The organism is Acinetobacter sp. SW-226 (assembly GCF_055632855.1).
Genome location: NZ_CM145752.1, coordinates 96,357 through 109,429, shown reverse-complemented (window position 1 = coordinate 109,429; position 13,073 = coordinate 96,357). Strand labels below are relative to the sequence as shown.

11 protein-coding genes are annotated in these 13,073 nt (G+C 43.8%); 6 read left to right on the top strand and 5 right to left on the bottom strand.

What is annotated here, in order from left to right; translation table 11 throughout:
* Window positions 1-387: 387 nt before the first annotated feature.
* Together parE and ACZ8ZH_RS00430 are read right to left on the bottom strand one after the other, a co-directional pair.
* Window positions 388-2,268, bottom strand: coding sequence for a DNA topoisomerase IV subunit B (gene parE, locus ACZ8ZH_RS00435; protein WP_119063325.1), 1,881 nt, complete (start codon window positions 2,266-2,268; stop codon window positions 388-390).
* A gap of 14 nt (window positions 2,269-2,282) precedes the next feature.
* The gene (locus tag ACZ8ZH_RS00430; protein ID WP_086210313.1) at window positions 2,283-2,858 is read right to left on the bottom strand and encodes a YqiA/YcfP family alpha/beta fold hydrolase; all 576 of its coding nucleotides are present in this window, start codon (window positions 2,856-2,858) and stop codon (window positions 2,283-2,285) included.
* 244 nt (window positions 2,859-3,102) lie between these two features.
* Between ACZ8ZH_RS00430 and ACZ8ZH_RS00425 the strand changes: the two genes are divergently transcribed.
* Complete coding sequence (locus ACZ8ZH_RS00425) at window positions 3,103-4,434, top strand: PGAP1-like alpha/beta domain-containing protein (RefSeq protein ID WP_086210314.1); 1,332 nt, start codon at window positions 3,103-3,105, stop codon at window positions 4,432-4,434.
* A gap of 54 nt (window positions 4,435-4,488) precedes the next feature.
* Here ACZ8ZH_RS00425 and ACZ8ZH_RS00420 read toward each other — a convergent pair whose 3' ends face one another.
* Entirely contained in the window at window positions 4,489-5,004 is a 516-nt protein-coding gene (locus ACZ8ZH_RS00420; protein WP_086210315.1) for a disulfide bond formation protein B, read from the bottom strand.
* A gap of 19 nt (window positions 5,005-5,023) precedes the next feature.
* Complete coding sequence (gene gshA, locus ACZ8ZH_RS00415) at window positions 5,024-6,601, bottom strand: glutamate--cysteine ligase (RefSeq protein ID WP_119063326.1); 1,578 nt, start codon at window positions 6,599-6,601, stop codon at window positions 5,024-5,026.
* A gap of 224 nt (window positions 6,602-6,825) precedes the next feature.
* Between gshA and ACZ8ZH_RS00410 the strand changes: the two genes are divergently transcribed.
* The 5 genes from ACZ8ZH_RS00410 (at window position 6,826) to ACZ8ZH_RS00390 (ending at window position 12,065) form a co-directional block, all read left to right on the top strand.
* Window positions 6,826-7,365, top strand: coding sequence for a DUF924 family protein (locus tag ACZ8ZH_RS00410; protein ID WP_119063327.1), 540 nt, complete (start codon window positions 6,826-6,828; stop codon window positions 7,363-7,365).
* A 38-nt stretch (window positions 7,366-7,403) separates the two neighbouring features.
* Window positions 7,404-7,979 (top strand): CC0125/CC1285 family lipoprotein, encoded by a 576-nt coding sequence (locus ACZ8ZH_RS00405; protein ID WP_086210318.1) that lies wholly within the window; start codon window positions 7,404-7,406, stop codon window positions 7,977-7,979.
* A 16-nt stretch (window positions 7,980-7,995) separates the two neighbouring features.
* Window positions 7,996-9,303 (top strand): DUF445 domain-containing protein, encoded by a 1,308-nt coding sequence (locus ACZ8ZH_RS00400; protein WP_119063328.1) that lies wholly within the window; start codon window positions 7,996-7,998, stop codon window positions 9,301-9,303.
* A gap of 112 nt (window positions 9,304-9,415) precedes the next feature.
* Window positions 9,416-10,573, top strand: a complete 1,158-nt coding sequence (locus ACZ8ZH_RS00395; protein ID WP_119063329.1) for a methionine aminotransferase — start codon at window positions 9,416-9,418, stop codon at window positions 10,571-10,573.
* Between the two features lie 124 nt (window positions 10,574-10,697).
* Window positions 10,698-12,065: an MATE family efflux transporter gene (locus ACZ8ZH_RS00390; RefSeq protein WP_119063330.1), complete on the top strand. Its 1,368-nt coding sequence runs from the start codon at window positions 10,698-10,700 to the stop codon at window positions 12,063-12,065.
* 111 nt (window positions 12,066-12,176) lie between these two features.
* Here the strand turns inward: ACZ8ZH_RS00390 and ACZ8ZH_RS00385 are convergent, their stop codons facing one another.
* Window positions 12,177-13,016, bottom strand: a complete 840-nt coding sequence (locus ACZ8ZH_RS00385) for an SDR family NAD(P)-dependent oxidoreductase (protein ID WP_086210322.1) — start codon at window positions 13,014-13,016, stop codon at window positions 12,177-12,179.
* Window positions 13,017-13,073 lie beyond the last annotated feature (57 nt).

The window sequence follows — 13,073 nt, the reverse complement described above, 5'->3', positions numbered from 1 at the left end:
GTGCATTTTTCAATGCATGATTGTTATTAGCGCTATAGGTGCCAATTCAATTTCTATGCCAAGCAGGTCTAAATGAAGGTTTCAACATTCTTCAAAACACATATTTTTTAATATTTATCAATATCTTAAATAAAACAAAAAATCACACTACGCACCCTAAATTTACCTCATTTTGTTGTTTTTATGCATACAAGCTTGTATACAACATTTGTTCCAAATCAATCCATCTTGCCCACTATTGCCCTTTTATTTTAAGATTTGTGCACAAATTAGGCGCACCCGAAGATTAAATATGCCCATAAAAAAGCACCCTCTAAGTTAGACTAAATGTGTCCAACTTTCGGGGTGCAGTTCAATATGCGGGCTTTTGATGCACTTATAATAAATTTAAACCACTAGCTCTGCCAAATTGCCTTTTTGCTCTAACCACTCTTTACGGTCACTCGAACGTTTTTTAGCCAGCAATTTATCCAATAAACCTGCGGTGAAATGACTATCATCCAAGTCCAACTGCACCAAACGGCGTGTATTCGGATCCAGTGTAGTTTCACGTAGTTGGCTAGCATTCATTTCACCCAAACCTTTGAATCGGGTAATTTGTGGGTTCTTGGTTTTACATTTTTTCAAAATGCTTTCCAGCTCTTCATCATCCAAGGCATAGTGCACATCTTTGGCATCATCAATTCGATACAGCGGTGGCATCGCCACATACAGATGTCCTTCTTCAACCAAGACAGGAAAATGCTTCACAAACAAAGCACACAGCAACGTCGCAATGTGTAGACCATCCGAGTCAGCATCGGCCAAAATACAGATCTTGCCATAACGTAGTTCAGATAAATCATCCGATCCCGGATCGACTCCTATGGCAATGGCAATATTATGCACTTCTTGTGAAGCCAAGACTTCATCGGAAGAGACTTCCCAAGTATTTAAGATTTTCCCACGAATCGGCATGATGGCTTGGAAGTTTTTATCGCGTGCTTGTTTAGCTGACCCCCCCGCAGAATCCCCTTCCACAATAAACAGTTCAGACTCTTCTAAGGTATGTCCAACACAGTCTGACAATTTTCCGGGTAATGTTGGCCCTGCCACAATCTTCTTACGTTCAACCTTTTTCGCAGCTTTCAGACGACGACCCGCTTTCGAGATCGCCATTTCCGCTAACTGCATGGCAATATCAGAGTTTTGGTTTAACCACAGTGCAAAAGCATCTTTGGCGATATTTTGGACAATCCCTGCTGCTTCACGACTGGATAAACGTTCTTTAGTTTGCCCTGAAAACTGTGGCTCTTGGAACTTGAGCGACAAAATATAGTTCACACAATCCCAAACATCTTCAGCAGAAAGCTTCATGTTTCTTGGCAATAAGCTACGAAGCTCACAAAACTCGCGCATTGCATCGGTCACGCCTGAACGTAGGCCATTCACATGGGTTCCGCCCTGCGCGGTTGGAATCAAGTTCACATAACTTTCTTGAACCAACTCACCACTATCAACATTCCAGCAAATGGCAAATTCGGCACTGGCACGCTCAGCATCTCCTGTAGCCACAAAGGCTGGATGAGGCAGAATCTCACGATCTTCTATTTCATCCATCAAATAATCGACGAGGCCATTCTCAAACTGCCAAACAATTTTTTCATCATTGATTTGGTCAACATAATTGATTTGTAAGCCTGCAGCCAAAACGGCTTTGGCTTTTAAATTATGCTTCAGCGCTTTCAGGGCAAATTTCGGTGAATCAAAATATTTGGCTTCAGGCCAAAAGTGAACAGAAGTCCCTGTCGCACGCTTCGGTGCTTTACCTTCTAATACCACCAAGGGCGCAGTCGGCTCACCCTGCTCAAACGCCATTTGGTAAAGGTTGCCCTGACGTTGAACTTCCACTTCAACTCGGCTAGATAGCGCATTGACCACGGAAATTCCAACACCATGCAAACCACCTGAGAACTGATAGTTGTCAGTACTGAATTTACCCCCTGCATGCAGTTTGGTCAGAATGATTTCAATGCCGCTTTGACCATATTCAGGGTGAATATCGACAGGCATACCACGACCATTGTCTTCCACCGACAGCGAACCATCTTTATAAACGGTGACAGTAATTTTATTGGCATGACCTGCAAGTGCCTCATCGACCGCATTATCAATAACCTCTTGCGCCAAATGGTTTGGGCGTGTGGTATCGGTATACATGCCAGGACGACGACGTACCGGATCTAAACCAGATAATACTTCAAGGGATTGGGCCGTATATTGAGACACGTTGTACTGTTTCCTTATTTTAAGCAGTCCGATAAAAACTGTAATGCCATCGGTATTTTGTCTGCGAAATCTTCCATCGCATGATTGCCTTTCGTTTCCGAAATCACAAGCGCTGCGCCATTATAATAGCGCTCTGCGTCACGATAATCCAAAACTTCATCGCCTTGTTGCAATAACACTAAAATTTTGTCTGCATCTTGCACAAATGGCAGTTCGATCTGCTCAAGATAATCCAACTGTGCATCATCCAGCGTCCAATGTTCATTCACCTTATAAGGCAACTGAGCCACACCAAATAAATCTCTGAACAATTGCCATGGTTGCATAGCAGGGTTAATCAGCACAGCAGGGACTGCCAACTTCGCGACCAATTGTGTCGCATAAAAACCGCCTAAACTGCTCCCCACGAGCACCACTTGATCCAGCTCTTGAATCAAAGCCGTTAATTTTTCCAAGGCCAAATGCGGAGGCATATTCAAGTCAGGTAAATGTACTTGCCACCCTGAATGGGCTTCACAGTAGTGTTTCAGCAATTGACCTTTTATTGATGAAGAACTGCTTTGAAAGCCATGTAAATAAATTATATTCATGCTGTAAATTTACTCTTCCACATCATCATTTATATTGTGCACTCAAAGGAGATCCTTTTAACTGACTGATTTTTTTTGTATGTATCGAATATTGTCAGACAAAAAAATAAGATCAACCTTACATTCATCGCTATTGTAAAAGTTATTCGAGATGAATTAGATAAGCTAGAGTGCTAAGAATTTATACCGTGATCGTTGAAAAAAATAAAGTCCCTGCCGACACAGAAACTCAAGGGTAGAAAAAATGCCAAGTTTAACGCCTCTGCACGAGACCTATTGTAAATGGGATCGTACTCCTCCCAGCCAAGCCGATGTGCTTGAAGGGGTTGCTCAGCTGCTTACCACGCGCCTAGGCGACGTTGTCCATGATTTAATTCAGGCCATTCAGCGTGAAATTTTAATCAGTTTGTTTGGGATGAACGAGGCCAGCTCAAAAAAGTTTCTATCTACCCGCTACATTGAGAAGCTTTACCAATTTTCTTTCAATACCCTACAAAACTACGGTAGTTATTTATTGGCACCGAGTTTACGCCATATTATTGAAAAATTTCCCAATTTACACCATAAACCCTTAACCCCAACCTTGCATTATTTAGTTGGGGCGCTGAATGGTGTTTTGGGTGACTATTTACTCAAATACCATAACCCTGTGGCACTACCGATGGTGCTGTATGATCATTATGGCGCTGTCCAACAAGGTGAGTTATCTGGCCGTGTGGTAATTATGGTTCATGGTCTATGCATGAATCATTTGTACTGGAGTACAGCGCGTTATGGCGGTATTGGGGAAAAGCTGTTGGCACAACGTGCCCAAAACACGATGTTGTATTTGAACTACAACACAGGGCGTCGTATTTCAGCCAATGGACGTAGCTTTTCTAATACTTTACAAGACTTGCTCAACCGTAACCCCCGTATCAGCTCAATTGATCTGATTGGACACAGCATGGGTGGGCTGGTTTCACGCAGCGCACTGTTCTATGGCAAACAGAATATGCAAAGCTGGATTCATGTAGTGGAAAACATGGTCTGTATCGGTTCTCCACACCATGGCGCAGTTTTAGAACGCTTTGGCTTTCATTTACAAGATAAACTCGGGCGTTTCCCATTTGTCAAAATTATCGGGCATGTCGTCAATATTCGCAGTAATGGCATTCTAGACTTGCGTCATGGCAGTGTGCGTGATGACGACTGGGAGCACAATGAAGCACGTATTGGTCAAGTTGATGACAACCGTAAACCTGCCCCATTGCCCTCACATATCAATACATTCTTGATCGCAGGTACGATTGAATTTGAAAAGCGCAAATATCGCGCGCTGAATGTGATTGGCGATTATCTAGTTAGTGTAAAAAGTGCTTTAGGCGAACACATGAATCCACGCTTTCAATTGAAAGTGCCTGATTCGCATAAAGCGATTTTCTATGGCTTAAACCATTTTGAACTGCATACCCATGCCAGTGTGGCAGAGCAAATCGTACATTGGTTCTATCCAAATCCAACTGAAACGGAATATGGTCAGGTGCATGAATACATGGTTGGGCTGGATGATTTTGAGGGTATTGCGCTGACCTAAGCCCCTCATACAGCTCATAAAAAAGCCAACATGACGTTGGCTTTTTTATCTTTATTATTTTTTCTTTGCGTGGTTCGGATATTTACGGAACAGCTGCCACAAGCTAATCAACGCCAGTGCCACAAAAAACACCAAAGACCATACCGGTAAAGACTGACCCAAGAACGTCCAATCTACAAGTGCACATTCACCAGAACCTGTCAGTACCTGTTCAAACACTGAACGCAAAGGCAAGGTGTCTAACCAATAATCCAGACCTGGCCCACAACTCGGCACTTGATCAGGTGGTAAGTTTTGTAGCCAAACATGACGTGCTGCCACACCTGCAGACCATAAGACCGATACACTACCAAGAAACGTATAAAAACGTTTAAAACCATTTGATGCCGGGTTATGTAAAAAGGCAATCAGTGAAATTAACCCAAGTCCAATCAGTCCCACACGCTGGAACACACAGAGTGGGCAAGGGTTCAACTGTGCAGGGCCATGCTCTAAATACAAGGCAAAGGCCATACCAATAATACTGGCTAAAACCAACACACCACTCACGAAGCGATAACTCCATTGCATGGTTAATCCTCTTAATTTTTTATCTAAATTGTGCAAGATACTGCTCAAAACTCAGTTGGCTGTCTTGCTCTAATTGTGCTTGCTGTTGTAAAGATACCGTAGCCAAATCATCAAAATAAGCCCATGTCTCTGCACTCAGCTGATGACGCTCATAACTTGATGCATGTTGTGCGGCCATTTGGCTACCAAAGCCCCATGTCCCACCCGCTTCCAAAGTATCTTCGATCATCTGCGCCGACAAAGTATCATCAACTTCGGCCACTCTCTGTTGCATGACTGTCATTGCTTTACTGTAGAGTGTGGTGTCATAGCACTGATCTAACAACACAACCAGTTCTTGCATAGCCTCTAAATGAGACTGACTCCATGCTTCTATTGGGAACGATTGCTCACCCACAGCAATTGCGGCATTCGGTGCGCGCCCACGATTGACCACTTCCGCTTGGTTTTTCTCGATTTGATCTTGCTCTGCGGACAAAAGTTCTGGGCTATCTAACAGTAAGCAATACAGTGCCAGCACTTCTAAGAAACCAGCGGTATCTTCATTGATTCCAATCGAGCTATACGGATTGATATCCACCGCGCGAAGCTCGACATAACCAACGCCTCGATTACTTAGCGCTTGGGACGGTGTTTCCCCTGCTTGTGGTACTTGCTTTGGACGTACCAAACTGTAGTACTCATTTTCTATTTGCAAGACATGATCATTAATCTGAATCGGTTCGCCCTGCGCATCATTGAGGCCTAAACGACTAAACGGTGCATAAGCTGTTTTGACTGCTTTTTGTAGACCTTCGAGATAACCGTCGATATTGTTATAATGAATCCCGAGTTGCTTTTGTGCTGAGTTTTGATAACCAAAACGTCCCATCCGCAGAGCAGTTGCATAGGGCAAATATAAGGTTCCGCGCAACAACGGCAATAGGTGGTGTTCACGTCCTGTCATAAAACACTGGCAGACCGATGGGCTTGCCCCGACCAAGAACATCACCAATGGCGTGAGACGAATAAAGTTGCGGATCAAACCAAAATAACGATGACTGCGATAATCCTGTGCAGACAAGGCTTTCAGCGCTTCATCTGTCTCATGATGTTGTAATTGTTCAAACAGCTGATCGGGAAAGGACAAATTATAGTGCAGTCCTGAAATGGTTTGCATCCGTCGCCCATAACGAACACCTAAACCATGACGGTATAGGGTTTTAAACTTTCCAATATTAGATGTGCCATATTGAGCGAGACGGATTTTTTCGTCATCGTCATCCAACATACAAGGCATTGACAAGGGCCACAATTTTTCACCGCTTTCCAAGTGTCGATGTGCCACCGTATGGATATCTTTTAGATAATCCAAGGCCTCAGTAATAGTCGGCTGTGGTGGGGTAATAAATTCTAATAACGCTTCTGAATAATCTGTCGTGATGTGTGGGTGCGTCAGTGCAGAACCCAAAGCTTGGGGATGATCAGCTTGAGATAAAAAGCCATTACTTTGCATACGCAAACTTTCACGCTCAATTCCGCGTAACATCCCTTGCAAAAGTGATGAATTGAACCAAGTCGGTAACACAGCTGTAGATTTAGATGCGGGTTGACCCATTACAATCTCACTTTTTGGAAGAAACAACGACCACGACGAATAAAATAAAATCATCAGTTTAAATCAGTATAACGTGATTTTAACTCGGCACATTACACCCAGTCCTATTTTCAAGTAAACCATCTGTTCTATTTTTCGGAAAATATTTATCACAAAGTTACGCTATTAGACATGTCAAAAGTGTGATTCTATTGAAGAATAAATGCTAAAGAATTGTAAACTTTATGAATTATCAAGAAATTTTAGACTTTTGGTTTGATCATCAACACCAAACTTGGTGGTTTAGCCAAAATGATGCCTTTGATGCCCTGATCGAAGAAAAATTTAAGAGCATTCATGAGCAAGCCATACATGCTGAGCTCTGGTCTTGGCGCAGTAGCGCTGAAGGACGTTTGGCTGAAATTATTGTACTCGATCAACTGTCGAGAAATATGTATCGCAACAGCCCTTTGGCCTTTGCTCAAGATGCACTGGCTTTGACTTTGGCACAAGAAACGATTTCACTTAAATTAGATATCGAATTATCAGCGACGCAACGCAGTTTTTTATATATGCCTTTTATGCATAGTGAATCAAAACTTATTCATCAATATGCTTTAAAATTGTTCCAAGACTTGGGTAATCCGATCAATCTCGACTTTGAACAACGTCACAAAGTCATTATTGACCGTTTTGGACGTTATCCTCATCGTAATCAAATCCTTGGACGTAACTCAAGCCAAGAAGAACTGGAATTTTTGACGCAACCCAACAGCCATTTTTAACTGTTCGGTTTCTCCCTCTGTGCTAAGGAGTCTACCTCATGACAAAAATTTTAATTGCCTGCGCATTGGCCACTAGTCTGAGTTTAGTGGGTTGTGCCTCTACCCCCTCAAAACCCTTAACCTTCGACCAATTGGGGCGCTTTAGTAACACACCTTTAAATAGCTCAACCTACCGAATCAGCTTTCAAGCACGTCCCAATATGAGCCATGGTACAGCTGAAGAAATCACGTTGGTTAAAGCCGCACAAACCACCGTACAAAATGGTTATCGCTTCTTTAAAGTGTTGAATGACCCAAGCAACCAGAATCAAGCACCAAGGCAGGCCGTGGTTTACTCTAACCCAATGCCTTATTATCCCTACGGCTATTACTCACGCCACCCAGGTTTCTGGCCCGACCCATTCTATGACACACCACGTCTTGTAAACATTGATCCTGTACAAGTGTCATACAGCATTCAATGCTTTAAAGACCAAAAATCGGCACCAAGTGATGCCTTTGACGCCACGCTGATTTTACAGTCATTGGGTGGAAAGTATGGCCTAAGCCCAACAGGTGAGGTTTTGCCACCACCTGAACCCACAACGCCAGCGCCCACAACCAAAACAAAGTAAGACATAGAGTTCGCCTATGAATGAAACACAAACGACGTCTTCTAACCTACAACGCAGTAAACGCTTTGCCACTATTGCTCTCATCACTGCAGTCGTGACATGGCTTTTGCTGATGGTGGTTGCTAAGTTTGTCCCGACAGACAAAGTGTGGATCATTCATATTTTGATGTTATCTGCTGAAGCAGGTGTGGTCGGTGGTTTAGCAGATTGGTATGCGATTACTGTGCTGTTTCGTAACCCTTTTGGGAAAATGCCCATTCCAAAGTTTTTGCGCGACCACACCGAAATCATCCCTCGTAACAAAGCACGGATTGCTGAATCCATGGGGCGTTTTGTACAAGAGAATTTTCTTTCACCCCAAGTGGTGGAAAAAAGCTTACAAAGTACCGACCTATCTTTGGCAGTGGGTCAATGGCTCGCCAACCCGCAAAACAATCTACAAATCACCCAAGTGATTCAACAAACCGTGCCTAAAGTATTTGAGTTTGTGGGGCAAGAACAAATTGGCCGTTTTATTCAAAGTAATAGCGTGCAATGGGTGCGTAATACCCAAGTTAATCATTTGGCCAGTGAAATGCTACGCGCCGTACTGGAAAATGATTTCCATCAGGATGTATTACAACGTGGCCTCGATTTAGCACATGACTGGATGACCCAACACCCTGAACAAAGTCGCGAGCTGACTCAAACCTTGTTCAAAGAACTCGGCGTCTGGAAGTTGGCCAAAGGAGCCAGTTGGATTGGGATAGATGTTCAGCAAAGAACCATTGACTCACTCATTCAACGAGTAGAGTCAATGCTGGCAGATCCAGAACATCCATGGCGTCAAAAAATTGAAGCGATGGGACATGAACTCATGCTCGAACTGGCAGATGCCAACAGTACAGCCAGCCAACGCTTGAACCAAACCAAAGATGCTCTATTGGATAGTCCACAAGTTCTGAATTTTATTAGTGGTGCCGTCGCCATTTTATGTGATGCCATAAAACAAGATCTACAAAAAACCGACTCAGGCATTGCACACAACATCCGTGTATCCATTCAACAGATTGGTGAAAATATCATCTCCAATCAAGCTGTACGAGATCTACTCAATCAGCGTTTAAGCGGCATTGCAGTCAATCTAAGCGATCAATACAGTGAAAAAGTGATTCGTTTTATCAGTGAACGCATCCACGAATGGGACTCCAGTGTCATGATCGACAAAATCGAAAATGAAGTTGGTGGTGACTTACACATGATTCGAGTCAATGGCGTGGTGGTCGGTGCATTTATTGGCTTAGCGCTGGGGATTATTCGCGCGGCGGTTGAACTGCTCTTATAAAAGCAATCCACAAAAATGCATGCTTCACCCCTGCCCTACATGCAAAATTTGCATAAGAAAAAGTGGCCTACTGTGCTATTTTGGATGAATATTTAAATACTTATAAAGATTTATGCTTCAATTACCTACATCCAAACTACCCGCACAGGGCATCACTATTTTCAGCACCATGACTGCCATGGCACAGCGCTTAAATGCCCTAAATCTATCCCAAGGTTTTCCAGACTTCGAAGCCCCCTCTGAACTGCTGGATGCTTTAGCACAGGCCACACAAAGTGGGTTCAATCAATATGCTCCGGGCGATGGGGTCTGGTTATTACGCGAACAACTGGCACAGCAGTTTGCACAGCGCGATCAGATTCAGCTTGACCCGATGACTGAAATTACCATCACCCCAGGTGCAACCATTGGCCTTTTTGCCACCATTCAAGCCGTGGTTCATGCGGGCGATGAAGTCATCATTTTTGACCCCAGTTATGACAGCTATGCACCCAGTGTCGCTTTGGTTGGGGGTAAGGCCGTTCACCTCCCTCTGCATGCACCACATTTTTCGGTGGATTGGGAGCAGGTCAAATCCGCGATTACAGCCAAAACCAAACTGATCATTATCAACACACCACATAACCCGAGTGGTGCCATTTGGAACAAGCAAGATTGGCTCACCCTGATTGAACTGATTCGCGACACCAATATTTTAGTCCTGTCCGATGAAGTCTATGAACATCTAGTATTTGATGGTCAACGTCACTATTCGGCACTGTCTTTTCCTGAACTGCGTGAACGCAGTGTGGTGGTGGGTTCCTTTGGCAAAACCTTTCATGTAACGGGTTGGAAAACTGGCTACTGCATTGCCGCACCAGCACTCATGCAATTATTCCGACAGGTCTATCAGTTTGCCAACTTTTGCGGAGTCACCCCTGTACAACTGGCTTTGGCCAATTATATGCAACAACATCCTGAACATATTCAAAACTTAGCGGGATTCTATCAAGCAAAACGCGATCGTTTTATTGAGGGTTTAACTGGCTCACGCTTTCAATGGCTACCTTCTCAAGGCACTTACTTTCAAAATGTGGACTACAGCCACATTCGGCCCGATTTAAGCGATGTTGAATTTTGCCACTTTCTGGCAGAGCAGCATGGCATTGTTGGCATCCCTGTTTCGGTGTTTTATCAGCAGGCACCCGAAGCACTACGCCTGATTCGCTTTTGCTTTGCTAAGACTGACCAAACGCTGGCACAAGCGACCGAAATTTTGCAGAAAGTCTAATTTTTTGACCGCCACACTCTATTCGAAACTCGCCTTTGCTTACTGAAATACATCGGTTTTTCAGCACAGAACTATGCTAGGGTAAGACTGAAAAATGTAATAAAAATGACCTTCAGGATGACTTATGTCAGCACACAACCCATTGGTGCAACAACAAAAGCTATGGAAAGCCTTTTTCATTTTCTTGATGCCTTTAATTGCGACCAATATCCTGCAAAATCTGTCTGGAACCATCAACACTGTTTTCGTCGGACAGATGATGGGGGTACAGGCGATTGCTGCAGTTGCTGTTTTCTTCCCCATTCTGTTTTGCTTAATGGCATTCGTGATTGGTCTTTCTGCGGGTTCTACAGTCCTCATCGGCCAAGCGTGGGGCGCACAAAATATTGAGAAAGTTCGTGCAGTGGTTGGATCTACGCTATTCATGACCTTGATTGGAGGCAGTTTTATTGCCTTTTTAGGGGTAGTTTTCGCACGTCCAATTTTATCGGCTTTGGGCATAGATGAAAATGTCATGCACCTATCCTTGCCTTATGTACGATGGATGTTGGCTGGAAGCCCACTATTATTTATTTATATTATTTATACCTCAATTTTACGTGGTGTCGGTGACAGCACCACGCCACTCATCGCCTCTGGCATGACCATTTTGATTGGACTTTGTGTCACACCGATCCTCATCGCTGGCTATTTTGGTTTTCCTAAACTCGGGATTGTTGCACCTGCCATTGCAACAACCTTAGGTTTCGTTTCTGTTTTGGTGTTTTTATATTTCTATTTGGGCTATAAGCAGCACCCTCTAAGACTTGATGCACAAATGCTCAGCCATATTCGCTTTGACCGTCAACTGAGTAAAATTATTCTGCGTTTGGGGATTCCAACTGGCATTCAAATGATCACCACTTCCGTGGCAGGCCTTGTAATTGTTGGTCTGGTTAACCGTCACGGCGCAGATGCAACAGCTGCTTATGGCGCAGTCAACCAAGTCCTAAACTATATTCAATTTCCTGCACTTTCAATTGCGATTGCCGCATCCATTTTTGGTGCTCAAGCCATTGGTGCGGGCAAGTCCGAGTTATTGGCCAAAGTCACGCGTACAGCGCTCAGCATGAACATCATTATTACAGGCTCCTTGGTGGTGTTGGCCTACCTCTTTTCCAAATATCTCATGGCACTCTTTATCACTGACCATGCGGTAGTTGAGTTGGGGCAACAGTTGTTGTTTATTGTACTGTGGTCGATTTTATTCTTTGGTGCCAGCGCCATTTTTGCCTCCATCATGCGGGCTAGCGGTACAGTCACCATGCCAATGGTCATCAATATCGTGGCGATTATTGCGATCGAAGTGCCCTGTGCCTATATGTTTAGTGAATGGTGGGGACTACAAGGTATTTGGTATGCTTATGCACTGGCCTTTGTCAGCTTATGCATTATGCAAGGACTGTACTATCAATTGGTCTGGAAGAAAAAGACTATTGAAACGCTCATCTAAAATAGGATTTTTGCTGCCCTGCTTACACGCACGCCACGCATCATTCTTTCAGATATCCATCAAAAATGAAGCATAAAAAAACCCGCCAAGGCGGGTTTTTTTATCACGATATTAAGACTTTCTTTGGCTTAATTTGGTCGCAAAAGCGGTCACTTTTTGGTAGCCCGTCGGTAAAATACGCTGGATCAAATCTAGCGTTTTCGCATCATTGCCAATCAATAATCGGCGTTTATCTTTTTGCACCGCCTCTAAAATCTGGCGTGCCGCTTCTTCTGGTGGGCAGCGTAGTAGTTTATTGAAAGTCTGTGCAGACTTGTCTGGATTCATCCCGATACTACGCAAGCTGTCATTCACTTTGGCAGCATTGGCAATATTGGTTCGAATCCCGCCTGGATGCACACACAAAGCACTCACACCAGAGTTTTCCATGTCCAGCTCTTGGCGTAGCGACTCGGTAAAACCACGTACTGCAAATTTAGTTGCATTGTAGGCAGACTGGGTCGGTTGAGCAGTCAAACCAAACAAGCTTGAAATATTGATGATATGCCCATCGCCTGTTTTCTTAATAAACGGCAGAAATTCTTTGGTACCGTAGACCACCCCCCAGAAGTTGATCCCTACAATCCATTCTAGCTCTTCATAGGATGCCCCTTCTACCGTTGAACCCAGAGCCACCCCTGCATTATTAAAAATCATATTCACTGAACCATGATTCTGTACCGTTTCTTCAGCCCATGCTTTCATCGCCAAACGGTCAGAGACATCTAATTTTTTCGTGGTAACCCGTACATTGCTACCTTGCAGTAATTCAACTGTTTTCGCCAACCCTTGTTCATTGACATCACTCAACGACACATGACAGCCCGCCTTGGCCAATAAAAGTGCCAATTGTTGTCCAATACCCGACCCTGCACCTGTAATTGCTGCGACTTTATTCTTAAAATTCTTCATGAGATTTTGCTTATCCTTTATCTTTGTACATCGACTGTAGATGCTTTTTTTATAATT